The organism is Pseudomonas sp. GLN_2 (assembly GCF_043106005.1).
In the GTDB taxonomy this organism is placed as follows: Bacteria; Pseudomonadota; Gammaproteobacteria; order Pseudomonadales; family Pseudomonadaceae; genus Aquipseudomonas; species Aquipseudomonas alloputida.
Genome location: NZ_JBICMC010000004.1, coordinates 85,164 through 109,464, shown reverse-complemented (window position 1 = coordinate 109,464; position 24,301 = coordinate 85,164). Strand labels below are relative to the sequence as shown.

Sequence of the window (24,301 nt, the reverse complement as noted above, 5' to 3'; positions counted from 1 at the left end):
ACTAAGCATGAGAATACTGATCATTGGCCCCAGCTGGGTCGGCGACATGGTGATGGCGCAGACCCTGTTCCAGTGCCTGAAACAGCAGCACCCCGACTGCGTGATCGACGTGCTGGCCCCTGAATGGAGCCGGCCGATCCTCGAACGCATGCCTGAAGTGCGTCAGGCCTTGAGCTTCCCGCTCGGCCACGGCGCGCTGGAGCTGGCCACACGACGGCGCATCGGCAAGTCCCTGGCCGGCCAGTACGACCAGGCTATCCTGCTGCCCAACTCGCTCAAGTCGGCGCTGGTGCCCTTTTTTGCCGGCATTCCCAAACGCACCGGCTGGCGCGGTGAAATGCGCTTCGGCCTGCTGAACGATGTGCGCAAGCTGGACAAGGCCCGCTATCCGCTGATGATCGAGCGCTTCATGGCCCTGGCGTACGCGCCCGGCGCCGAGCTGCCGCAGCCATACCCGCGCCCCAGCCTGCAGATCGAAGCGCAAAGCCGTGACGCCGCCCTGGCCAAGTTCGGCCTGGAACTGGACCGTCCGGTACTGGCGCTGTGCCCTGGCGCCGAGTTTGGCGAAGCCAAGCGCTGGCCGGCAGAGCACTATGCCGCTGTGGCCGATGCGATGATTCGCCAAGGCTGGCAGGTGTGGCTGTTCGGCTCGAAGAACGATCACCCGGTCGGTGAGCAGATCCGCGACCGGCTGATTCCGGGGTTCCGTGAAGAGTCGTCCAACCTGGCCGGTGAGACCTCGCTGGCCGAGGCCATCGACCTGATGTCCTGCGCCCATGCCGTGGTGTCCAACGATTCCGGTCTGATGCACGTGGCCGCTGCGCTGAACCGTCCGTTGGTGGCGGTGTACGGCTCGACTTCCCCCGGCTTCACCCCACCGTTGGCCGAACAGGTGGAAGTGGTGCGCACCGGTATCGAGTGCAGCCCGTGCTTTGACCGCACCTGTCGCTTCGGCCATTACAATTGCCTGCGTCTGCTGGAACCGGGCAAAGTGATTGCCGCCCTGCACAGCCTCAGCGGACCGGACCTGATCGATACCGTGGCCGAGGTCGACTAAGTGCGGGTACTGATCATCAAGACCTCGTCGCTGGGGGATGTCATCCACACCCTGCCGGCGCTTACCGATGCCGCCCATGCCATTCCCGGCATCCGTTTCGATTGGGTGGTGGAAGAAGGCTTCGCCGAAATCCCCAGTTGGCACCCCGCGGTCGACCAGGTCATCCCGGTGGCGATTCGTCGCTGGCGCAAGAACCTCTGGCAAACCATCAAGAGTGGCGAGTGGAAGGCGTTCAAGCAGCGCGTGCGCGAGCGCAAGTACGACCTTGTGATCGACGCCCAGGGCCTGGTCAAGTCGGCCTGGTTGACCCGTTACGTGAAGGCACCCGTCGCCGGCCTGGACCGCTACTCGGCGCGCGAAGGCTGGGCCAGCCGCTTCTACGACCGGCCTCTGTCGGTCGCTACCGGCCAGCACGCGGTGGAGCGGGTACGCCAACTGTTTGCCATGGCCCTGGCCTATGACCTGCCAGAAGGCATCGGCAACTACGGCCTGGACCTCGACCGCCTGCAACTGCCCCCGGCTGCGCCCTATGTGGTGTTCCTGCATGGCACCACCTGGGCGACCAAGCATTGGCCCGAAGCCTACTGGCGCGAACTGGCCGAGCGCATGGGCCGGCGCAAGCTGGAAGTGCGCCTGCCTTGGGGTAATCCGGCTGAGAAGGCGCGGGCCGAGCGAATTGCCCAAGGCTTGAACAACTGCCAGGTGCTCCCCAAATTGAACCTTGCCGGCGTCGCTCGTGTTCTGGCGGCGGCAAAGGCCTGCGTGGCGGTCGATACCGGCCTTGGCCACCTGGCGGCGGCACTCGATGTGCCCACCCTTTCGCTGTTTGGCCCAACCAACCCGGGCCTGACTGGCGCCTACGGACGGACCCAGATTCACCAGGCCAGTGACTGGCCTTGCGCTCCCTGCCTGCAGAAGAAGTGCACCTACAAACCGAGCGCCGATGACCTGGCCCGGTTCGATCTGAAACGCGAGTGGCCACTGTGCTTCACTCGCTTGAATCCCGAGCATGTGGCGAGCCGCTTGAGCGCGTTGCTGCTGGCTGAGGATGTCCGTTGATGCAACTGGCTTTCGTGCTTTACAAATATTTCCCCTTCGGCGGGCTGCAGCGCGATTTCATGCGCATTGCCCTGGAATGCCAGAAGCGGGGCCACCAGATCCGTGTGTATACGCTGATCTGGGAGGGTGACATTCCGCCGGGCTTCGAAGTGCTGGTGGCGCCGGTGAAGGCGATCTTCAACCACCGCCGCAACGAGAAGCTCAGCGCCTGGATGGCCGCCGACCTGGCCAAGCGCCCGGTCGACCGCTTGATCGGCTTCAACAAGATGCCGGGGCTGGACGTGTACTACGCCGCCGACGGCTGCTTCGAGGACAAGGCACAGACCCTGCGCGGTGGCCTGTACCGCCGCTGGGGCCGCTACCGGCACTTTGCCGAGTACGAGCGTGCGGTGTTTGCCAAGGACGCCCATACCGAAGTGCTGATGATTTCCGAAGTGCAGCAGCCGCTGTTCATCAAGCATTACGGCACCCCGGTAGAACGCTTCCACCTGCTGCCGCCAGGCATTTCCCAGGATCGCCGTGCGCCGGCCAATGCCGCCGAGATCCGCGCTGAGTTCCGCAAGGAATTCAACCTGGGGGAGGACGACCTGCTGCTGGTGCAGATTGGCTCAGGCTTCAAGACCAAAGGCGTGGACCGCAGCCTCAAGGCACTGGCCGCGCTGCCGTCAGCCCTGCGCAAACGCACCAGGCTGATGGTGATCGGCCAGGACGACCCCAAGGTATTCCAGCTGCAAAGCGCTACCCTGGGTCTGGGCGACCAGGTGCAGTTCCTCAAGGGCCGTAGCGACATCCCGCGCTTCCTGCTGGGCGCCGACCTGCTGATTCACCCGGCGTACAACGAGAATACCGGTACGGTGCTGCTCGAAGCGTTGGTCGCCGGCTTGCCGGTGCTGGTGTCCAAGGTGTGCGGCTATGCCCACTACATTGCCGAGGCCGACAGCGGCCTGGTGCTGGACGAGCCGTTCGAACAAGAGCAGCTCAACGGCTATCTGCAGCGCATGCTCGAAGACCCGCAGGCGCGTGCCAGCTGGTCGCGCAATGGCCTGGCATTTGCCGATAGCGCCGATCTGTACAGCATGCCGCAGCATGCTGCCGACGTGATCCTGGGGCAAAAAACCGCATGAAGCTGATATTGGCCGAACCCTTCAAACGCCTGTGGGCCGGGCGTGATGCCTTCGACGCCGTGGAGGCGCTGCAAGGCGAGGTCTATCGCGAGCTGGAAGGGCGCCGCACGCTGCGCACCGAAGTGGCTGGCGAGGGCTTTTTCGTCAAGATCCACCGAGGCATCGGCTGGGGCGAGATCTTCAAGAACCTGTTCACCGCCAAGCTGCCGGTGCTCGGTGCCGGCCAGGAGTGGAAGGCCATCCAGCGCCTGCACGAGGTGGGTGTGCCTACCATGACCGCAGTCGCCTATGGCGAGCGTGGCAGCAACCCAGCCGCGCAGCACTCGTTCATCATCACCGAAGAGCTGGCGCCGACCATCAGCCTGGAAGACTTCAGCATCGACTGGGTCAAGCAGCCGCCTGAGCCGCGCCTGAAGCGTGCACTTATCGCCGAGGTGGCGAAGATGACCGGCGGGATGCACCGCGCCGGGGTCAACCACCGCGATTGTTACATCTGCCATTTTCTGCTGCACACCGACCGACCGGTGACGGCAGATGACTTCAAACTGTCGGTGATCGACCTGCACCGCGCGCAAACCCGTGCCAGAATCAGCCGCCGCTGGCGCGACAAAGACCTGGCTGCGCTGTACTTTTCGGCCCTGGACATCGGCCTGACCCAACGCGACAAGCTGCGCTTCCTGCGCGGTTACTTCCAGCGTCCGCTGCGGCAGGTGCTGAAGGACGAAGCCGCGCTGCTCGCCTGGCTGGAGCGCAAGGCCCAGAAACTCTACGATCGCAAGCAACGCTATGGGGACGCACTCTGATGGCGAGTTGGACACTGGCGCCGGGGTACGAACACCTGGCGGCGGACTTCGGCAGCCTTGACGCGGTGTTCGCCCTCCAGGGCGAACGGTTGACCCGCGACCCGCTCAGTGAGGTGGTACGCATCGAGCGTGACGGGGTCAACTACTACGTCAAGCGCTACACCGGGGCCGGCAAGCACATGCGCCGGTACCTGGGGCGGCCACGCATCAAGGCCGAATGGCAAAACCTCAAGCAGTTCGCCAAATGGGGTATCCCCACTGCCGAAGTCGTGGCTTGGGGCCTGGAGCGCAACGGCCTGGCCTTTGGCCGGGGTGCTATGATCACCCGTGAGCTGCCGCACACCGAAGACCTGTCGGCCCTGGCCGAACACAACGATGCGCGCTTGGCCGACCGCGCCTGGGTCGACCATGTCAGCCGTCAACTGGCGCGCCATACCCGGGTCATGCACCAACACCGCTTTGCCCATAACGACCTGAAGTGGCGCAACCTGCTGGTCGATGACCAAGGCACGCTATTCTTCATCGACTGCCCCACCGGCGACTTCTGGCGCGGTTTCATGTGGCGCCACCGGATGATAAAGGACCTGGCATGCCTGGACAAAGTGGCCAAATACCACCTGTCAGCTACCCAGCGCCTGCGCTTCTACCTGCAATACCGTGGCCGCGACCGGCTGAATGTGCGTGACAAGAAGCGCATTCATCGGGTACTGGGCTTTTTCGAGGGAAGGGAATGACCGATTACCTGGCCAGCGCGGACCTCGCGCTGCTCAAGCGCCATGGCCTGGACAACTTCGAGGCGCTGTGGGCGCTGCAACTTGATGCTGTGGACGAACCCAACACCGGCCGTGGTGGCTGGAGCAGCGTCTTCCGTCTGGAACTCGAAGGCAAGGGCTACTACCTCAAGCGCCAGAGCGACTACCTGACCCGTACCTTGCACCGGCCGTTCGGCGAGCCCACCTTCGCCCGCGAATTCCGCAACATCAGTCGCTACCAGAAGCTGCGCATTCCGGCATTGCAGGCGGTGTTCTACGGCGAGCGCAAGCAGGGCGGCAAGCACCGGGCTATCCTGATGACCCGCGCTCTGGACGAGTGGGCCGACCTCGACAGCCTGCTGGCGCAGTGGCCGCGGTTGGGTGAAGCCGAGCGCACTGGCATCCTGCAGGCCTGCGGTCAGCTGGCGCGCACCCTGCACAGCGCCGGCCAGGTGCATGGCTGCTTCTACCCCAAGCACATTTTCCTGCGTAAACGCCGCGAGGGTTGGGACGCGCAATTGATCGACCTGGAAAAGACCCGGCCGCTGCTGTTCGGCATGCGTGACCGCCTCAAGGACCTGGAGCCGCTGCTGCGCCGCGCGCAGACCTGGCGCGTGCAGGATGTACGTACTTTGCTGGCGACCTACCTGGGGCAGCCGGCTGACGGCGCGCTGGTCGACACCTGGCTGCAACGGCTGACGCAACGCCGTCGTGAAAAAGAGGCTCGCTGATGCGTTTGTCTGAACTGAAGGATGCCGGGCGCAGCCCGACGCTGCCCCTGAGTATCACGTTGGTTGATGCCGCCGGCAGTGCCGACTTGCAACTGCTCACCCTGCTGCGTGTGCTGCCGGGCCAGCGTTATGTGGGCGCTGGTGTCTGGCGTGGCACACCGGTGCTGGCGAAGCTGCTGGTCGGTGGTAACGCCGCGCGGCATTTCCAGCGCGAACTGCAGGGTGTGAAGTTGCTGGCCGAACAAGGCCTGACCACACCGACGCTACTGGCCGACGGCCTCAAGGAAGGCGAGGGCGGCTGGCTGCTGTTCGAGTTCCTTGACGGTGCCCAAAGCCTGTCCGATGCCTGGGCCGCAGTGGAAAACCTGCCAGTGCTGGCGGACGAGCAGCACCTGGTACTGGGCGAAGCGCTCACGGCTGTGGCGCACATGCACGCCCAAGGCCTTTGGCAGGAAGACCTGCACCTGGACAACCTGCTGCGCCATGCCGGCAAGCTGTACCTGATCGACGGTGCGGGCATCAGGGCGGAAACACCCGGTCAGCAGTTGTCGCGTCCACGGGTGCTGGAAAACCTCGGGGTGTTCTTCGCCCAGTTGCCCAAGCGCCTGGAGCCGTTCATCGAAGAGCTGCTGGTGCATTACCTGCTGGCCAATGCCGAGCATGCGTTGCCGCTGGAAGCCCTGCAAAAACAGGTGGACAAGGTGCGCACCTGGCGCCAGAAGGACTATCTGGACAAGGCTGGCCGCGAGTGCAGCCTGTTCAGCGTCCAGCGCACCCTCTCGGGCTTGCAGGCGATCCGCCGCAGTGAGGTCGAGGCCATGCAGCCTGTACTGGAGCAGGCCGATGCGCTGATCGACAAAGGCCATTTGTACAAGACCGGTGGCGCTGCCAGCGTGGCGCGCATCGAGGTCAATGGTCGCCCGTTGGTGATCAAGCGCTACAACATCAAGAACACCGCACATTGGTTCAAGCGCTTCTGGCGCCCAAGCCGAGCCTGGCATTCCTGGATTGAAGGCCACCGCCTGGAATTCCTCGACATTGCCACGCCACGCCCCCTCGCGGTGCTGGAACAGCGGGTGCTGGGCCTGCGCAGCCGTGCTTACCTGGTCACCGAGTATGTCGACGGCCCGGACCTGACGGCATGCTTCGCGCCCTACGTCGAAAGCGGCGATGCGCCCGAGGAGCAGGTGGATGCCTTGGTGCACGTGATGCAGCAGCTGATTCGCGAGCGCATCAGCCACGGCGACTTCAAAGGCCATAACCTGTTCTGGCACAACGGCCAATGGTCATTGATCGACCTTGATGCCATGTGCCAGCACGCCACCCAGCTCAGCTTCGCACCGGCCTATGCCCGTGACCGGGCACGGCTGCTGCGCAACTGGCCCAATGGCAGTGCCTTGCATCAGCGGCTGGACCGGCTGTTGCCAAAACTGGTCGACTGAGGCCGCCGGCTCCGCTGTCAGTGGGCCGGCGGTGGTTGATCTGGCAGTGTCAGCCAGTCAGTGCTGCGCCCTGCCTGGCGAACGCGTATCAGCCACTGGTCGTTTTCGTGGCGCAGCACCGCCCACGGCACCACCCCGGCGTTGCTGGCAACGGCAATCTCCAAGTGGTAATGATCCGGTAGCAGGTGGCGGCGCACCGGCAACTGCCCGTTCTCGAGCGCCAGGTACAGCTGATCGTCAGCCTGAAAAAGCCCTTGTTCGATGTTAACCGGCAGGCCGTCCACAGGCGTTTGCAGATAGCAGTCCTGCAGTAATTGTGTCAGGTCGGGCAGCCCGTCGTACCAGAGCACCGGTGAGTCGATCACCCACTGCCCGTCGGTTTTGCGCTTGAGCGGTTGCTGCAGATAGGCATCTGGCTGGTCGGGGTCGATGGCCCGCCAGCGGTAGCCGTCGAAGCTGACCTGGTAGTAGCGGTTGTCGCTGTCCTTGACGAAATACAGCGACAGCCCACCAAACGCCGAGCTTTGCTCGTATACACCCTCACCGTAGATACCGTCTATGCGATACCGGAGGCTGCTGCTGTCCGGTTGCGCCTGGAAGCGTGCGGGCAGTGGCAGTGGCGGTTGTTTGGGTATTCCGCGCAGGGTCCGGCGCAGCAATCTGGAACCGAGAAAACTGGTACCTGCATCGTTGAGGTGGCTAAGCGCCTGATAGGAATGCCGCATCACCCCTTCGACATCCTCTTGGTTGAAGGCCTCGATGCCGTCCAGGATATCGATTGCCATGCGGCCAATCGACAGCACCAGCAACGCGCGGTTGGGCAGCAGCAGGCTGATGAAATCCAGCAAACGCCAGCTCAGCGCCATGACCGACTCCGCATTCACTTCGCTGGTCGTCATGCTGTCGGCATCGGCCTGGGCGATCAGCGCCCGGGCCTCGGCCATGTAGTAGTCGAAGAAAAGGTCGTCTTTGACCTCGGGCGTGGTCAAATGCGTGCTCAGGCGCCCCTTGTCCAGCAACCGCTGCACCGTGGCGGCAGGCAGCAATGGCAGGCGCTGGGCTACGTATGCTCTCAACGCGGGCTGTTGGCGCAATGTGCGAAGCAGTTCGCGGGTTGTGCGAAAACGGCGCCAGGCCCTGCGGTCCGGGGCATCCGGGGTGTACAGCACGCATGCTGGAGACTTGTAGGGGAGGCTGTTGAGCAGAAGCACGCCCTGCAGGGTATGGCCCATGATGTTCAACTGCCGAACAGTGACCGGGTAGCCTGCTACTGGCGCACGCAAGGCATTGTGTGGTTGGTCCAGCACTGCGCGCACCCAGTTGTAGCCATGTTCGAAAGGGTCTTCGCCAAAGTGTCCGGCGTAGCGCGCCTTGACTGCTTCAGCGTGCATGCGTGCACGGTTGACCTTGGTGTGCGCAGTCAGGCGCCATTTGCCCGCTCTGGAACCGATCAGTTGGGTGTGCAGGTATTTTGCGTAGCTGTCACCCACGTTCAGTTCCCGGACCATGTGCTTGACATACGGCGGCGTGAGCCCGGCGGGCATGGCTTTACCGTGGGCATTGATCACCCGGGCAGTCAGCCAGTAGTCGGTATCGAACCACGGCAAGTTCTTGAGGGCGATCTCTTCGAGGGTGTTGATTTCCTCGACCATCTCCACCATCTCGTGGCCCACGCGTCGCATGCCTACATAGGTAACATAGGATGAGAGGGCGAAGGGATGCATGATGGCGCCCGTGCGGCGGGCGCGCACGACGATGATCTTGATCTCGCGAGGATCTATGTCGTACCCCAGGTCATGGCTCAGGCGCTCGCGAAGGCGTGCGTTGGCCCAGGCCAACAGGCTATTGCGTTGCTTGAAGTCGTCAAGGCTCAGCACTCCCGGGGCAGCAGCCTGCTCGGCGATTGCCACCAGCGTTTGCATGGCCTGCATCATATGGCTCAGGCCTTGCGCAGATGTATTGCGCAGCCAGTTGGGCAGACTCTTCTCAAGCAATTGAGAATAGCGTGTTTGCAGGATGGGTTTGGCGCCGACTTCGGGCCATAGCGCCAGGGCTTTATGTATTCGGGTGTGCTGGTCGGGTGAGCCGTTGCTCCACAAGCCGGTGTCACTCAGGCGTTGGCGTTGGGCTTCTATCACACTGTCGATCTGGGCCTCCAGCAGGCTGTCGGCGTACCAGTCATAGCGCAGGCGCTGTGACCGGCGAGCGCGGTCCGCCTGCGTGTCAGTGTACAGATGCAGCAGCGGTCTGCTTTGGAGTGGGTCTTCCAGGCGTTCGCAAAGCTCCTGGTGCAGTGCGCCCAGGGAGTCGAAAACCTCGATGCCTTGTGACAGGCTGCACAGCAAGGCAGCGCCTGCGGCATCCTGAGGCGTGAGCATATGGCCTTCGGCGGTACCGGCAACGATGATCAGTGTGCCGGGCAGGTAGCTTCGCCAGTTGGGCCGTAGGCCTTCCAGCAGAACGCGGTAGACCTGTGGCCTTTTGGCCAGGGGCATATGCCTGCGCTGGGAGGGTAGTGGCTGTTGCAGGCAGGCCCATAGTTGATCGGCTGAGCGGTAGCCCAAGGTCTCGTCGCCCAGGCGCAGTTCAACCTCGGCCAGCATCAGCGCCTTGCGCAGTGCCAGCAGCTTTTGTCTGGGGGTTTTGCCTTGCTCATCGGTCGTGGTCCAGAAGCTGGCCAGTTCGCCGTGCAGCCAGGTGCGTGTGTCGGGGTTGATGGGGTGTTGAAGGTCGAGGGTTGGAAGGCCGTCGAGCAAGTCACCGATTTGTCGGTCGATCTGTTCCAGTTGTTCGAGGGGGCGCATGGGGCGGTTCCTTGGTTGAGGAAAACCCCATGCTTGGCAATACCTGCGTTGCGGGGTGGTAGCGGGCTAGCGCCCCCGACGCCAGAACAGCCCGCGCAGGCTCAGCAGGGCCGGCAGGCCCAGGCCAGCCCATGCCAGAACGTCCCAGCCACCGTCGCCGAGCAGTGCGGCGAACAGGCCCAGGAAGCCAAGCAGGGCAATCAACGCTGGCCAGGCGAAGAGGCGTGCCGTGGGTTGCGACCTGTGGCTCATGCGCGTGCCTCCCTGGGTTTACGCTGCTTGCCCCACCACAGGTAGAGGCCGCTGCCGAGCACGATGATTGTCAGCACGTCCAGTAACGCCCAGAGGATCTGCATCGGTCGCCCGCCGTAATCGCCGAAATGCAGTGGCTGCGACAGGCCCATGGCATCCATGTACCAGGGACGGTCACCTACGGCAGTCACTGCCAAGGTGCGAGCATCGATCAGAACCGGCGTGAACAGGTGCGAACTCAGGTGGGTGGCACCGTTCATGAACACCGCATAGTGGTGCTCGCTGGAGAAACGCGTGCCAGGAAACGCGATGAAGTCCGGGCGCATGCCCGGCGCGGCCCGTTCGGCAATCTCCAGCAGGCGAGTGGCTGGGGCGCGCTCGACGAGCGGCGGGGCGTCGCGGTAGGGGGCAACCATCGCAGCCAGGCTGTCGTTGCGCCAGGCCGCGATGACCAGGTCGGACAGGGCACTGATTACCCCGGTCACGCTCACCGTCAATGCCCAGGCCAGGGTGACCACGCCGATCAGGTTGTGCAGGTCGAGCCAGCGCAGGCGGCGGGACTTCCTGTGGCGTACGGTGCCGAATTCCAGGCGGCGCATGAACGGCGCATAGAGCACGGTGCCGGAGACAATCGCGACAATGAACAATACGCCCATGAAGGCCAGCAGCAGCTTGCCCGGCAGGCCTGCGAACATGTCCACATGCAGGCGCAGCATCACCATCATGAAACCGCCGTTGGCGGCCGGCATGGCCACCGCCTCGCCGGTGCGTGCATCGAGCATGAAGGTGTGCGACAGGTTGGGGTCGGTGCCGGCGGTGGCGGCGGTAATGGCGACTACGCCGTTGGGCTCGTCTTCATCGTAGCCGAAGTACTGCATGACCTCGCCGGGGCGATGTTGTTCGGCCTTGAGCACCAGTTGCTGCAGGTCGAGGTGCGGGGTGCCTGCCGGCATTTCACGCAGTTCAGGGGCGTCGCCTAGCAGGTGTTCGAGTTCGTGGTGGAAGATAAGGGGCAGGCCGGTGACTGCCAGCAACAGCAGGAACAGGGTACAGACCAGGCTGCTCCAGGTGTGGATCAAGGACCAGCGGCGGATGGTGGGGCTCTTCATCACGGTACCGATTGTTGTCGGTTGGAACCCGGGGCCGCAAGGCGGCCCCAGCTCACTCAGAACTTGTAAGTGGCGCTGGCGACAACGCTGCGTTCATCGCCGTAGTAGCAGTAGTACGCGTCACAAGTAGAGAGGTAGTCCTTGTTCAGCAGGTTGGTAGCGGTGACCGCGACCGACGCGCCCTTCAGGCTGCCGTTCAGGCGACCCAGGTCGTAATGCACCGACCCGTCGAAGACGGTGTAGGCCTTGGCCTTGCCCAGGTAGGTATTGCCTTGGTCACCGTAGGTATTACCGGTATAACGCGCGCCCAGGCCGATGCCGAAGCCGTCGAGCACGCCCGAATGCCAGGTATAGTCGCCCCAGATGGACGCTTGCTGGTTAGGCATCAGTTGCAGGCGGTTACCTTTGAAATCGCCATCCTGCACCTCGGACTTGGCCAGGGTGTAGGCGGCAATCACCTTCAGGTTGTCGGTCACATCGGAAACCGCTTCCAGCTCAAGGCCGCGGACTTTCACTTCACCGGTCTGGCTGGTGATGGTCACACCACCGACCGTGTTGGTGACCGAGACGTTTTTCTGAGTCAGGTCGTACACGGCTGCCGACAACAGGGTGTTGGACCCCGGCGGCTGATACTTCACGCCCAGCTCCCACTGCTTGCCTTCGGTGGGCTTGAACGAGTCCGAGGCCGACACACTGGCATTGCTGGACGGCTGGAACGACTCGGCATAGGACAGGTACGGCACGAAGCCTGAGTCGAACACGTAGCTGATGGCTGCGTTGCCGCTGAACTTCTTGTCCCGCTGGGTATTGGTGGCATCGCCCTGGTTGAAGAACTTGGTGCCGGTGTGCACCCAGTCTTCACGACCGCCCAGGGTCAGGCGCCAGTTACCAAGCGCCATCTGGTCCTGCACATACAGGCCGGTCTGACGGGTTTTCTGGTTGTAGTCGTAAAACGCGGTCGAGCGATCAGGGCGAGTGATCGGCAGCCCGTAGACCGGGTTGTTGACGTTGCTGTCTGGCACGGTGAAGTCGAAGATCGACAGGTAGTTGGTGTTGATGCGCTGGTGGTCCAGGCCGATCAACAGCGTGTGGTTGATGTCCCCGGTCGCGAAGTCCGCCTGGAAGTTGTTGTCCACCGCGAACTGGCTGATGTCTTCATCGGTGTTGGTGGACATGCGGCTGACAGTGCCATCGTCTTTGACTGGGCCGCCGGGCTCGTAGTAACTGCCAGGGGTGATGGTCTGGAACGACAGGTCTGACTTGGTGTAGCGCAGGTTCTGGCGGAACTGCCAGACGTCGTTGATGCGGTGTTCGAAGGCGTAACCCAGCGCGTAGTAAGTACGGTCGTAGAACTCGTAATCCGGGTCACCCAGGTTCTTGTGGTGCGAGATCTTGCCGAACGGCATGTCGATCTTGGTGCCCTGGATGGGCCGGAATTGGCTGGTGGCACCGGTATCGTCACGGGTGAACTGGGTCAGGAAGGTCAGCGTGGTGTCTTCGTCAATGTTCCAGGTCAGGCTTGGGGCAATGTTGTAGCGCTTGTTGTCGATGTGGTCGATCTGGGTGCCGCTGTCACGGATAACGCCACTGACGCCATAGAGAAAGCGACCTTCATCGTCGATCTTGCCGGTGCTGGCGAAGTTGATCTGGCGATGGTTGTCGCTGCCGTATTGAAGCTCGATTTCGTGAGCGCTTTCCGCTTGCGGACGGCGGCTGACCATGTCCAGCAGGCCGCCAGGTGGAGTCTGGCCGTAGATCGAAGAGGCCGGGCCGCGCAGCAGGGCGAGGCGGTCGAGGTTCCAGGTTTCGGCTTTCGGGTTGGCATACACGCCGCGTGGCAGCGGCAGCCCATCCAGAAATTGCGTTGGTTCGAAGCCGCGCACGCGCATCCAGTCATACCGCGTATCGCTACCGAAGCTGGCGGATACGATACCTGGCATATAGCGCACTGCATCATCCAGGCTGTGTACACCGCGGTCTTTCATTTGCTCGCGGGTGGCCACAGAGATGGAGCGGGGGACCTCCACAAGTGCCGTGTCAGTCTTGGTGCCAGCAGCGGTGCGCTTGGCCACGTAGCCTTCAACCGGGCCCCAGGCGCTTTCGCTGGCGCTGGTGGCATTCACGGTGGTTTCCGGCAAGGCCAGTGTGCCATCCGGCACGGCCACCAGGCTGTAGCTGCCCGCACTGCTCTGCTGCAACTGCAGGCCGGTACCGCTCAGGGCGGCTTGCAGGGCGCCCAGGCCGTCGTATTGGCCGCTTACCGGGGCCGAGGTGCGTCCGCTGACCAGTGCCGGGTCGATGGCCAAGGCAATGCCGGACTGGCTGGCGATCTGGTTGAGAGTGCTGGCCAGTGGCGCGCTGGGCAGGTTGTAGGCGCGCGACGTGGATTGCTCGGCGGCGAACAAGGCAGGGCTGGTCAGCGGGGCAGCCAGGCCGATGGCCAGGGCCATCAGGCTGGGGCGCAGGATATGATCAACGGCACGGGACATGCGGCGGTTCCTCGACGGGTAAGTGCTTGCTGCTTCCTTGCCGAGCGAGATCTGAAAAGTGACAGGGTGAATCTGAAAAATATTGAGAATTATTTAAAAGGGGGCCAGCACCGGCCTCTTCGCGGGTGAACCCGCTCCTGCGATGACTCCGATGTGTGCCCACCACCGTGGTAGGAGCGGGTTTACCCGCGAATACGGTGGTGGCAGCAACGCTGAACGGCGGATGGAGATTGGCCAGCAGGCCCGGCCTATTTGGACGTGACGTTCACCCACCACTGCGTATGCCGCTCGATCTTCACCGGCAACGCCGGCACCAGCGAGGCCAGCGCCAGGTCGGTGTTGGTCAGCGGGAAGCTGCCGGTCACACGCAGGTCGGCGACCTTGGCATCCACCCCGAGGTAGCCGCTGCGGTACTGGCCCAGTGTGGCGAGCAGGTCGCCCAGGCGTACGTTGTCGACCACCAGCATGCCGCGGGTCCAGGCATCGGCACCGGCAGGCACCGTGCCAACCTCGCCGAGGCTGTTGGCGTTCATCAACACCTGCTGGCCTTCGCGTAGCACCTGTTCGTCGCCGCTGTTATGCGGCATGGCGGCGACCGAGGCTTGTAGCACTTCCAGGCGCGTACCGTCGGTTTCGCGGCGCACCAGGAAGCGCGTGCCCAGTGGCCGCAAGCGACCGTCCTCAGTGCGTACCAGCAGCGGGCGCGAATCCTGGTGGCCGGTTTCGACCGAGATTTCGCCTTGGTGCAGCACGATCACCCGTTGCGCGCCGGCGTAGTCGATGTCCACGGCGGTGTGGGTGTTCAGGCTCAGCAGTGTGCCGTCTTCCAGGCGCAAGGTACGCAACTCTCCCGTGGCGGTGCGCTGGTCGGCCAGCCAGTAGCTGGGTGCCAGCGACGGGGCGCCGCCCCATGCCAGCAGCGCGCCGAGCAGAAACGTGCCAGCCAGCCCGCCGCCAACCTTGCCAATGCGTCGCCGCAGGCTGGCGCGTGATTGCAGCAGCGCCTGGCGTGCCGGGCCAGCCGCCGCGCTAACGCGTTGGTCCATGGCGCCGAGCTGGCGCCAGGCACGTGCGTGCTCTTCGCTGGCGGCATGCCAGCGCATGAATTCACTGCGTTCATCAGGCGTGCCGCTGCTATCGCCGAGGCTGAGTTTCCAGGCAATCGCGGCTTCCAGGACCCGGGACGAAACCGGGACGTTGCTCACGTCGGCTCCCCGTACAGGGCTACGTAGCACTGGCGCATTCCTTGGGCGATGTACTGGCGCACCCGCGACACCGAAACGCCAAGGCGCTCGGCAATCTCGGCATGGCCCATGCCGTCCAGGCGGCTGTGCAGAAACGCCGCGCGAGCCTTGCTCGACAGCTTGCCGAGCAGGCGGTCGATGGCTTTGAGGTCTTCAAGGATCAGGTGCTGCATTTCTGGCGAGGGCTGTTCGGCTTCAGGGATCAATGCCAGCTCGGCCAGGTAGGCTTGTTCCAGCGCGGTGCGACGGAAATGGTCGAACATCAGCCCCTTGGCCACGGCGGCCAGAAACGCGCGGGGTTCGCGGGGTGTGTCCAGTTGCTCACGACCAAGCAGGCGCACGAAGGTGTCCTGGCTCAGGTCTTCGGCACGTTGGCGGCAGGCCATGCTGCGTTGCAGCCAGGCGAGCAGCCAGCCGCGGTGGTCGCGGTACAGCGCACCGACCAGATCGGCGTGTGGGCTTTGTGCAGAAGACAAGCAGCGTCCCCCCGGAACGAATGCATTAACTAACGATAATTATTCTCGATTGTTGCAGAGGGGAGGGGGTGGGTGCAATGGACGCTTATCGGATTGCCATCATGGGGCTTGGTTTGAGTTATGTGGCGCCGGTGAGATCAAGCTTGCTCGCGATACGCCGCGCGGGCGGCGCTCAATCTCACCGGCGCTGCAAATCCCGCGCCTTACAAACCATGACTCTGCATCTTGCGCCGTCGCCACCCGCGCAACCGTTGCTCCAGCTGCAGCGGGCTGTCCAGCTGCTGGCGCCGGGCCTGGCTGAACAGGATCAGCGCCAGTTCTGCAGTCACCTGGGCATCGGCACTGGCATGATGACGTTCTTCAACCTGCAAGCCAAACCGTGCCACCCAGTCATCCAGCCCGGCCTCGCGCAGCACTGTGTCGGGGTTAAGCATCGGCGCCAGTTCGGCAACATCGAGGAATGGCGACTGCAAGCGGTAACCCAGGCTCTCCTTCAGCGCACGCGCCAGCATGCGCTGGTCGAATGGCGCGTGAAACGCCAGCACCGGGCTGTTGCCAATGAAATCGAGTAAATCCAGCAAGGCCTCGGCCGGGTCGCAACCGGCAGCCAATGCGCTGGGGCCCAAGCCGTGGATCAGTACGCTGGCGTTGGTCTTCTGCAAAGGCCGGTGCAGTGTGCGTTCGAACTGCTGGGCGAAGTCGATGGCACCGTCTTCGATGGCCACCGCCCCAATCGACAGTACCTGATCACGATTGGGGTTGAGCCCGCTGGTTTCCAGGTCCAGCACCACCCAGCGCTGCTCACGCAGGGTACATACCCCCAGCGGCACGGGCTTGGGCAACCGGGCCAGGCGCTGGCGCTTGGCGTGGTCCAGCTCGGGCGCGCTGGGGCGCAGCCAGGCGAACAGGCTCATAGCTGATACCGCAAGGCCAGGCTGCTTTGCAGACGCTGAGCCTGGCGCAGCGACTCGCGCAGGATGCGCCGGTCCAGGTGGTTGAGGCTGTCCGGGTCGACCCGGTTGGAGTAAGGCAGGTTGTCGCGTATCTGGCGTTGGTGCTGCTGCATGCGGGTTTGCTGGATGAAGTGGTAGGCCTCTTCATAGGCGGCGCCGTCCAACGGCTCGATCACGCCCTTGGCCACCAGTTGGCGTAGGCGCTCCAGGGTATTGCAGGCTGCTATGCCATTGGCCAGAGCCAGCAAACGGGCACCATCAACGAAGGGCGTCAGGCCCTGGACCTTGAGGTCGAGGGTCGCCGCCTTGTCGTTGCCCTGGCGTGTCAGTACGAACTCGCGCAACCGGCCCACCGGCGGGCGTTGGCGCAGGGCGTTGTCAGCCATCATGCGCTGGAAGATGCGGTTGTCGGCTACCTGTGCCAGCAGGCCCTGGCGCAGTTGCTCGCAGCCTTGCTCGTCGCCCCACACCACACGCAGGTCGAAGTAGATGCTCGAGCCCAGCAGGTTCTCCGGGCTGGCTTCGCGAACAAACCCGGCAAAGCGCCGCGCCCACTCGCTGCGCGACAGGCACAGTTCGGGGTTGCCGGCCATGACGTTACCCATGCACAGGGTGAAACCGCACTGGGCCAGGCATTGGTTGATGTATTGCGCCAGCGGCAGCAGGCGAGCGCGGATCGCGTCGGCCTCGGCGCTGTCGACCGCTTCGAAGAGGATGCCGTTGTCCTGGTCGGTGTGCAGGGTCTGCTCGCGTCGCCCTTCGCTGCCAAAGCACAGCCAGCTGAACGGCACGCCCGGGTCGCCACGTTCGGCCAGGGCCAGTTCGATGACCCGGCACACGGTATGGTCGTTGAGCAAGGTAATGATCTGGGTGATCTGCGTCGACGATGCGCCATGGGCCAGCATGCGTTCTACAAGCTGGCTGATTTCGCCGCGCAGCGAAACCAGCGTATCCAGGCGTGGCGCATGGCGTATGGTGCGCGCCAGGTGAACCAGATCGACCCGTTGCAGGGAGAACAGGTCGCGCTCGGAAACCACACCGCACAGGCGTCCGTTTTCCACCAGGCAGACATGGGCAATATGCCGCTCGGTCATGGCCATGGCGGCATCGAAGGCGCTGGCCTGGGGTGGGAGGTAGAACGGTTTGGCGGTCATGTGCCGGTCGATGGCGGCGCCCAGGTCGGCATCTACTGTCGCCACCACCTGGCGCAGGTCGCGCAAGGTGAAGATACCGATGGGGTAGCGCTGCGGGTCGACCACCACGATGCTGCCCACCTGTTGCTCGTGCATCAGCCGCACGGCTTCGCGCAGGGGCGTATGGGCGCTGCACACCACCGGGTGACGCATGGCCAGTTCACCCAGGGGGGTGTTCAGCGAGTATTGGGTGCCGAGGGTTTCCACAGCGCGTTGGCGTACTTGCTGATTGACCTGATCAAGCAGGCTGCTGACACCGCGCAGGGCAAAATCCCGAAACACTTCAGACATCGAGAACACGCGGATGAATGCGGCCTTGTTCAGTTGCAGGCAGAAGGTGTCTTCCCCGGCCAGGTGCTCGGTGCGGGTTGCCCGCTCACCCAGCAGGGCTGCCAGCGGGAAGCACTCCCCGCTGGTGATCTCGAACGTGGTTTCGACACCCGGTTTGGCCAGGTGCTGACGCTCGCCAACCACGCGGCCCTGCTTGACGATGTAGAAGTGCTCGACCGGCCCGTCGGCAGGTTTGACAATGCTTTCACCGCAGGCGTAGAAGCGCAGCTGGCACTGCTCGACCAAGAAGGCCAGGTGGCTGTGCTCCATCTGATTGAACGGCGGAAAGCGCTGCAGGAACTGCAATGTGCCTTGGATGTTTTGCAGTACCGCTGTCTTGCCCGCCTGGCTGTAGGCGTCCTTTTTGCTCATGAAACTGACCGTATCGCTATGCCGAACTATATATATCTATATATAGGTACCGGCCATGTTGTTCTCTGCCTCCATGGTCGGCTTGCGGCGGGGTGGTGCCCATTGGACGTAAGTCTATGAGCGCCCTTGTCAAAGACCCGACGAAAGGCGAAACGGGTTACGCAAGTAATGCGGTCCTAATGCTGAAGCGGATTTATTTTGACGAGACAAGCATGCCCGAGCACACCGACATCCTGAGCGACGCCGAGCGCGAGGCCTTGGCCGTGATAAACCAAAGTGCGCCTGTGGAAGCCAGACCGTTGGTGCTGGTGGTGGATGACAACGCGGTGAACCGCGAGGCGCTGATCCTGTACCTGAAAAGCCGCGGCATTGATGCGGTGGGGGCGGATGGGGCCGAGGAAGCCAGGTTGTACCTGCACTACCAGAAGCGTATCGGGTTGATGATTACCGATTTGCGCATGCAGCCTGAAAGTGGACTGGACTTGATCAAGACAATTCGCGCGTCGGAGCGGGCGGCGTTGTCGATCATTGTGGTGTCGGGTGACACCGATGTGGAAGAAGCAGTGGATGTGATGCACCTGGGGGTGGTGGACTTCCTGCTCAAGCCGGTGGATTTGGGTAAGCTGTTGGAGCTGGTGAGGAAAGAACTGAAGATGGGCTGATGCGCCGAGGGGGCCGCAAAACGGCCCCCTGGCGCCGATGTTACCTACAACCCGTTACGCGCCTTGAACTCGCGGCGACGGCGGTGCAGTACCGGTTCGGTATAACCGTTCGGTTGCTTGCCACCTTCCACCACCAGTTCCACAGCCGCCTGGAACGCCACGTTGTCGTCGAAGTTCGGCGCCATCGGGCGGTACAGGGCGTCGCCAGCGTTCTGCTGATCGACCACCACGGCCATGCGCTTGAGGCTTTCCAGCACCTGCTCCTGGCTGACCACGCCGTGGCGCAGCCAGTTGGCCAGCAGCTGGGCGGAGATGCGCAGGGTGGCACGGTCTTCCATCAGGCCGACGTTGTTGATGTCCGGCACCTTCGAGCAACCCACGCCCTGGTCGATCCAACGCACCACGTAGCCGAGAATGCCCTGGGCGTTGTTGTCCAGCTCGTTGCGGATCTCTTCGGCCGACCAGTTGGTGTCGGCAGCCAGCGGAATGGCCAGAATGTCGTCCACCGACGCCGGGGTACGTGAAGCCAGTTCACGCTGGCGCGCCTGTACGTCCACCTTGTGGTAGTGCAGGGCGTGCAGGGTGGCGGCAGTTGGCGACGGTACCCAAGCGGTGTTGGCACCGGCCAGCGGGTGGGCGATCTTCTGCTCGAGCATGGCGGCCATCAGGTCAGGCATGGCCCACATGCCTTTGCCGATCTGCGCACGGCCTTGCAGGCCGGTGGCCAGGCCAACGTCGACGTTGTTGTTTTCGTAGGCGCCGATCCACTTCTCGTTCTTCATGGCACCTTTGCGCACCACGGCGCCGGCTTCCATCGAGGTGTGGATTTCATCGCCAGTGCGGTCAAGGAAGCCGGTGTTGATGAACGCCACGCGCTCGGCGGCTGCCTTGATGCAGGATTTGAGGTTGACCGTGGTACGGCGTTCCTCGTCCATGATGCCGACCTTGACGGTGTTGCGCGGCATGCCCAGCAGGTCTTCGACCTGGCTGAAGATCTCGGCGGCGAAGGCCACTTCCTCAGGGCCGTGCATCTTCGGCTTGACGATGTACACGCTGCCGCTGCGGGTATTCTTGCGGCTGGTGTTGCCGTTGAGGTTGTGCAGGGCGATCAGGTTGGTGAACAGCCCGTCCTGGATACCTTCGGGGATTTCGTTGCCTTGGGCATCGAGGATCGCCGGGTTGGTCATCAGGTGGCCAACGTTGCGCACGAACAGCAACGAACGACCGTGCAGGGTCACGCTGCCGCCGTTAGGCGCCGCGTACTCGCGGTCCGGGTTCATGGTGCGGGTGAAGGTTTTGCCACCCTTGCTCACGCTTTCGGCCAGGTCGCCTTTCATCAACCCCAGCCAGTTGCGGTAGACGATGACTTTGTCGTCAGCGTCTACGGCTGCAACCGAGTCTTCGCAGTCCATGATGGTGGTCAGTGCCGACTCCATCAGGATGTCTTTGACGCCAGCGGCGTCGGTGCTGCCGACCGGGGTGCTGGCATCGACCTGGATTTCGAAGTGCAGGCCGTTGTGCTTGAGCAGCACGGCAGTCGGCGCAGCGGCGTCGCCGTGGAAGCCGATCAGTTGCGCATCGTCGCGCAGACCGCTGTTGCTGCCGCCTTTCAAGGCAACAACCAGCTTGCCGCCTTCGATGCGGTACCCCGTGGAGTCGACATGCGAGCCGGCGGCCAGTGGCGCGGCTTCGTCGAGGAAGGCGCGGGCGAAGGCGATGACCTTGTCGCCGCGTACCTTGTTGTAACCCTGGCCTTTTTCGGCGCCGCCTTCATCGCTGATGGCGTCGGTGCCGTAAAGGGCGTCGTACAGCGAACCCCAGCGGGCGTTGGCGGCGTTCAGGGCGAAGCGGGCGTTCATCACCGGAACGACCAGTTGTGGGCCGGCCATGTGGGCGATTTCTTCGTCCACGTTCTGGGTGGTGGCCTGGAAATCGTCGGCTTGTGGCAGCAGGTAGCCGATTTCCTGGAGGAATGCTTTGTAGGCTGCGGCGTCGTGGGCCTGGCCTTTGCGTGCCTGGTGCCAGGCGTCGATCTTGGCTTGCAGCTCGTCGCGCTTGGCGAGCAGGGCTTTGTTCTTTGGAGCGAGGTCATTGATGATCTTCTCTGCACCCGCCCAGAACTGCTCGGCGACGATGCCGGTCCCGGGGATGGCTTCGTTGTTCACGAAGTCGTACAGGACCTTGGCGACCTGAAGGCCACCGACTTGAACGTATCCAGTCATTGCTTGCCTCACTCTGCTCAGCTATTTCGCTCTTCTGTATTAAGCCTGTAGCGCTTCTCTAAACACGGCACCAGTGCATGCCACCGGTTATGCTCGGGGGCGGCTGGGTGCGGCCTACCAGACAGGCTGGTGGGCAGTGTGCGTATTTTCACAGGCGCCTTGGCAGACATCCAAACGACGTTTTGTAGTCCGCGCCACGGGATACTACATGAAGCAGTAGGCGGGGCAAAATCAGACTAAAAGCGCCGTTATGCGACCCGTTGGTCGCGTATGGTCACGCTGGGAGTGGGTATGTTCGCAAAAAACAGGTGGATTGTTCCAGATAAATCTTGAAACAGTACACGATTGGCTGTGCAGATTGCCCTGCGGCAGGTTGCCGCGCCTTGCCTATACTGACTCGATCCCCCGATTTTCTGCCGCCCGGCGCGGTCCGACACGAGGAAGGGCTTGTGGATCATCTTGTACTGACTGTAATTGCCCCTGACAAGGCCGGCCAGGTCGAACGTATTGCCCAGTGCATCGCCGACCACAGTGGTAACTGGCTGGAAAGCCGCATGTCGCGTATGGCCGGGCAGTTTGCTGGCATTCTGCGGGTGGCGGTGCCGGCAGAGAATTACGCCGAGCTTGTGGCCTCGCTGCAGGGGCTGGCCAGGTATGACATTCGCGTGCTGATTGCCGAGAGCGGGATCGAGCCGTCATGCACGTGGAAGCCAATTGCCATGGAGCTGGTGGGTAACGACCGGCCGGGGATCGTGCGGGACATTACCCGCTTGCTGGCCGAGTTGCAGGTAAACGTCGAGCGGTTTTCCACAGACGTGCAGCCGGCGCCGATGAGCAGTGAGCCGTTGTTCCACGCCGACGCATTGCTGGCGTTGCCGTTGACCTTGCCGCTGGATGAACTGCAGCAGAAGCTTGAGAGCTTGGCGGATGACTTGATGGTGGAGTTGAAGCTGCGGGCAGAGGATTGATCAGCAATTGCCGGGGCCGCTTTGCGGCCCTGTCGCGACACAAGGCCGCTCCCACACGGTCCTGAGTACACCGGACAAATGTGGGGCGGCCTTGTGTCGCGAAGCGGCCATCTGCGGTTATCCCGATATCACGGGGAAGGCCCTGTGGATAACCTGGGGGTGTACCTCTCCAGCCCAGGTATCACGTGCCTTGTACTGTTTTGCTCAAAAAATGGCCAATTATCAGCAGCTTGTGCACAAAGCGCGGGGACGAGGGTGTGGATAACCTATGGAGATGTCTCTGCAGGCCAGGCGCTACATGGCCTGCAGAGTTTTGATCGTTTTCTGATCAGCTACGTTTGCGCAAGTTCAGCCATGCATCGACGCTGTAAATCGCCAAACCTGCCCAGATGAACATGAAGGCCGCCAGGGTGCTCGACGACAAATGCTCATCGAACAGCACTACAGCCTGCAACAGCACCAAGGTCGGTGCCAGGTACTGCAGGAAGCCCAGCGTGGTGTACGGCAAGTGCCGTGCGGCGGCGTTGAAGCATACCAGCGGCACCAGCGTCACCGGCCCGGCCGCCATCAGCCACAGCGCCTCGCTGCTGGTATAGAACGCGCCCTGGGCACTCATCGCGGCCGGGTGCAGCAGCAGCCAGCCAAGGGCCAGCGGCACCAGCATCCAGGTTTCCACCACCAGGCCGGGCAGTGCCGCCACCGGCGCCTGCTTACGGATCAGCCCATAGAAGCCGAAGCTCAACGCCAGCACCAGTGACACCCATGGCAGGCTGCCCACTTGCCACACCTGCTGCGCCACACCCACGGCAGCCATGCCCACCGCCAGCCATTGCAGGCGGCGCAGGCGCTCGCCAAGAATCAGCATGCCCAGCAGTACGTTGATCAGCGGGTTGATGTAATAGCCCAGGCTGGCCTCGAGCATACGGCCGTTGTTCACCGACCACACGTAGGTCAGCCAGTTACCGGCGATCAGTGCCCCGCTCAGTGCCAGGATGCCCAGCCGGCGCGGGTTGTTGCGCAGTTCCCGCCACCAGGCGGGGTGTTTCCACACCAGCAGCAGCAGCGAACCGAACAGTGCTGACCAGAGCACCCGGTGGACAATGATTTCCACCGCGGGGACGCTCTGGATTGCCTTGAAGTAGAGGGGGAAAAGGCCCCAGATGATGTAGGCGCTCAAGCCCAGTATGTACCCGCGACGCGGGTTTGCGGCGTGCATGCAGAATCCTTGCTTAGGTTGCTAAATAAAGCGACGCCTATTGTAGACAGAGGCGGGCGTGCTTCTAGAACAATTTCAGCGGTGCTTCATCCAGCGCCGCCATCTGTTCGCGCAAGGCGAGAATCTGGTCGCCCCAGTAGCGTGGCTGGCCAAACCACGGGAAGCTGGGCGGGAACGCGGGGTCGTCCCAGCGCCTTGCCAGCCAGGCGCTATAGTGCAACTGGCGCAGGGCGCGCAGGGGCTCGATCAGGGCCAGTTCGCGCGGGTCGAAGTCGTGGAACTCGTTGTAGCCGTCGATCAGCTCGGCCAGTTGCCCCAGGCGCTCCTCGCGGTTGCCGGCCAGCATCATCCACAGGTCTTGCACCGCTGGGCCCATGCGGCAATCGTCGAGGTCGACCACGTGGTACACTTCGTCACGGTGCATCAGGTTGCCCGGGTGCAGGTCGCCGTGCAGGCGGATGAGCTGGTGTGGTGTGCGAGCGTAGATGTCCTCCACCCGCTTGAGCAGATCGCGGGCCACGGACTCGAACGCCGGCAGCAATTCACGCGGGACAAAATTACCCTCCAGCAAGGTGTTCAGCGAGGCGTGGCCAAAGTTGTCCACAGCCAGTGCCTCGCGGTGCTTGAACGGTTTGCTGGCGCCCACGGCATGCAGGCGGCCAAGTAACTGACCCAGGCGATACAACTGGTCGAGGTTGCCAGGCTCGGGGGCGTGGCCGCCGCGACGGGGGAACAGCGTGAAGCGGAAGCCCTTGTGTTCGAACAAGGTGCGGTCATCGTGCTGCAGGGGCGCAACCACCGGGACTTCACAGTCGGCGAGTTCGGCCGTGAAGGCGTGTTCTTCAAGGATGGCTGCATCGCTCCAGCGGCCTGGGCGGTAGAACTTGGCAATCAGCGGCTGCGCGTCTTCGATGCCCACTTGGTACACGCGGTTCTCGTAGCTGTTCAGCGCCAGCACCCGAGCGTCGCTGAGAAAGCCCAGGCTTTCCACTGCGTCCAGGACCAGGTCGGGGGTGAGGGTGTCGAAGGGGTGGGACATGGTG

The 24,301-nt window shown here is 63.2% G+C and carries 20 protein-coding genes; 9 read left to right on the top strand and 11 right to left on the bottom strand.

Annotated features, from left to right (window positions below; translation table 11 throughout):
• The first annotated feature begins 7 nt into the window (after positions 1-7).
• The 7 genes from waaF to ACF8Q6_RS01195 are packed head-to-tail and all read left to right on the top strand — an operon-like array spanning position 8 to position 6,968.
• Positions 8-1,057 carry a lipopolysaccharide heptosyltransferase II gene (gene waaF, locus ACF8Q6_RS01225; protein ID WP_012270139.1) on the top strand — a complete coding sequence of 350 codons (1,050 nt, stop codon included), beginning with the start codon at positions 8-10 and terminating at the stop codon, positions 1,055-1,057.
• Positions 1,058-2,116 (top strand): lipopolysaccharide heptosyltransferase I, encoded by a 1,059-nt coding sequence (gene waaC / locus ACF8Q6_RS01220; protein WP_003255648.1) that lies wholly within the window; start codon positions 1,058-1,060, stop codon positions 2,114-2,116.
• The gene (locus ACF8Q6_RS01215; protein ID WP_324737483.1) at positions 2,116-3,240 is read left to right on the top strand and encodes a glycosyltransferase family 4 protein; all 1,125 of its coding nucleotides are present in this window, start codon (positions 2,116-2,118) and stop codon (positions 3,238-3,240) included. The genes waaC and ACF8Q6_RS01215 overlap by 1 nt, the downstream gene beginning before the upstream one ends.
• The gene (gene rfaP, locus ACF8Q6_RS01210; protein WP_003255644.1) at positions 3,237-4,043 is read left to right on the top strand and encodes a lipopolysaccharide core heptose(I) kinase RfaP; all 807 of its coding nucleotides are present in this window, start codon (positions 3,237-3,239) and stop codon (positions 4,041-4,043) included. Before ACF8Q6_RS01215 ends, rfaP begins: the two co-directional genes overlap by 4 nt.
• Positions 4,043-4,777, top strand: a complete 735-nt coding sequence (locus tag ACF8Q6_RS01205) for a lipopolysaccharide kinase InaA family protein (protein ID WP_392493031.1) — start codon at positions 4,043-4,045, stop codon at positions 4,775-4,777. Before rfaP ends, ACF8Q6_RS01205 begins: the two co-directional genes overlap by 1 nt.
• On the top strand, positions 4,774-5,526 hold the full coding sequence (locus tag ACF8Q6_RS01200) for a lipopolysaccharide kinase InaA family protein (RefSeq protein ID WP_274083429.1): 753 nt from the start codon (positions 4,774-4,776) through the stop codon (positions 5,524-5,526). The genes ACF8Q6_RS01205 and ACF8Q6_RS01200 overlap by 4 nt, the downstream gene beginning before the upstream one ends.
• Entirely contained in the window at positions 5,526-6,968 is a 1,443-nt protein-coding gene (locus tag ACF8Q6_RS01195) for a lipopolysaccharide kinase InaA family protein (protein WP_047603153.1), read from the top strand. The genes ACF8Q6_RS01200 and ACF8Q6_RS01195 overlap by 1 nt, the downstream gene beginning before the upstream one ends.
• Before the next feature lie 17 nt (positions 6,969-6,985).
• Here ACF8Q6_RS01195 and ACF8Q6_RS01190 read toward each other — a convergent pair whose 3' ends face one another.
• The 8 genes from ACF8Q6_RS01190 to ACF8Q6_RS01155 all read right to left on the bottom strand — a co-directional run bounded on the left by ACF8Q6_RS01190 (position 6,986) and on the right by ACF8Q6_RS01155 (position 18,190).
• Positions 6,986-9,772 (bottom strand): dermonecrotic toxin domain-containing protein, encoded by a 2,787-nt coding sequence (locus ACF8Q6_RS01190; RefSeq protein ID WP_392493034.1) that lies wholly within the window; start codon positions 9,770-9,772, stop codon positions 6,986-6,988.
• Positions 9,773-9,838: 66 nt separating this feature from the next.
• Positions 9,839-10,024, bottom strand: a complete 186-nt coding sequence (locus ACF8Q6_RS01185) for a hypothetical protein (RefSeq protein ID WP_104960642.1) — start codon at positions 10,022-10,024, stop codon at positions 9,839-9,841.
• Positions 10,021-11,133, bottom strand: a complete 1,113-nt coding sequence (locus ACF8Q6_RS01180) for a PepSY-associated TM helix domain-containing protein (RefSeq protein ID WP_392493036.1) — start codon at positions 11,131-11,133, stop codon at positions 10,021-10,023. The genes ACF8Q6_RS01185 and ACF8Q6_RS01180 overlap by 4 nt, the downstream gene beginning before the upstream one ends.
• Before the next feature lie 56 nt (positions 11,134-11,189).
• Positions 11,190-13,622 carry a TonB-dependent siderophore receptor gene (locus ACF8Q6_RS01175; protein ID WP_392493038.1) on the bottom strand — a complete coding sequence of 811 codons (2,433 nt, stop codon included), beginning with the start codon at positions 13,620-13,622 and terminating at the stop codon, positions 11,190-11,192.
• 248 nt (positions 13,623-13,870) lie between these two features.
• On the bottom strand, positions 13,871-14,827 hold the full coding sequence (locus ACF8Q6_RS01170; RefSeq protein ID WP_392493673.1) for a FecR domain-containing protein: 957 nt from the start codon (positions 14,825-14,827) through the stop codon (positions 13,871-13,873).
• Positions 14,824-15,342, bottom strand: a complete 519-nt coding sequence (locus ACF8Q6_RS01165; protein WP_233691728.1) for an RNA polymerase sigma factor — start codon at positions 15,340-15,342, stop codon at positions 14,824-14,826. Before ACF8Q6_RS01165 ends, ACF8Q6_RS01170 begins: the two co-directional genes overlap by 4 nt.
• A 203-nt stretch (positions 15,343-15,545) precedes the next feature.
• Positions 15,546-16,256: a PolC-type DNA polymerase III gene (locus tag ACF8Q6_RS01160; RefSeq protein WP_392493674.1), complete on the bottom strand. Its 711-nt coding sequence runs from the start codon at positions 16,254-16,256 to the stop codon at positions 15,546-15,548.
• Positions 16,253-18,190 (bottom strand): putative nucleotidyltransferase substrate binding domain-containing protein, encoded by a 1,938-nt coding sequence (locus ACF8Q6_RS01155; RefSeq protein ID WP_004577115.1) that lies wholly within the window; start codon positions 18,188-18,190, stop codon positions 16,253-16,255. Before ACF8Q6_RS01155 ends, ACF8Q6_RS01160 begins: the two co-directional genes overlap by 4 nt.
• Positions 18,191-18,306: 116 nt before the next feature.
• Here ACF8Q6_RS01155 and ACF8Q6_RS01150 point away from each other — a divergent pair, with 116 nt between their 5' ends.
• The gene (locus ACF8Q6_RS01150) at positions 18,307-18,852 is read left to right on the top strand and encodes a response regulator (RefSeq protein ID WP_392493675.1); all 546 of its coding nucleotides are present in this window, start codon (positions 18,307-18,309) and stop codon (positions 18,850-18,852) included.
• Positions 18,853-18,896: 44 nt separating this feature from the next.
• On the opposite strand, the gene ACF8Q6_RS01145 is transcribed toward ACF8Q6_RS01150, so the two are convergent.
• Positions 18,897-21,074 (bottom strand): malate synthase G, encoded by a 2,178-nt coding sequence (locus ACF8Q6_RS01145; RefSeq protein ID WP_003255621.1) that lies wholly within the window; start codon positions 21,072-21,074, stop codon positions 18,897-18,899.
• 449 nt (positions 21,075-21,523) lie between these two features.
• On the opposite strand from ACF8Q6_RS01145, the gene ACF8Q6_RS01140 reads away from it, so the two are divergent.
• A complete protein-coding gene (locus ACF8Q6_RS01140) occupies positions 21,524-22,042 on the top strand; it encodes a glycine cleavage system protein R (RefSeq protein WP_014755109.1) in 519 nt (172 codons plus the stop codon).
• Positions 22,043-22,370: 328 nt separating this feature from the next.
• On the opposite strand, the gene rarD is transcribed toward ACF8Q6_RS01140, so the two are convergent.
• Both rarD and ACF8Q6_RS01130 read right to left on the bottom strand, forming a co-directional pair.
• Positions 22,371-23,258: an EamA family transporter RarD gene (gene rarD / locus ACF8Q6_RS01135; RefSeq protein ID WP_392490205.1), complete on the bottom strand. Its 888-nt coding sequence runs from the start codon at positions 23,256-23,258 to the stop codon at positions 22,371-22,373.
• 64 nt (positions 23,259-23,322) lie between these two features.
• Positions 23,323-24,297 (bottom strand): serine/threonine protein kinase, encoded by a 975-nt coding sequence (locus tag ACF8Q6_RS01130; protein ID WP_004577117.1) that lies wholly within the window; start codon positions 24,295-24,297, stop codon positions 23,323-23,325.
• Positions 24,298-24,301: the final 4 nt, after the last annotated feature.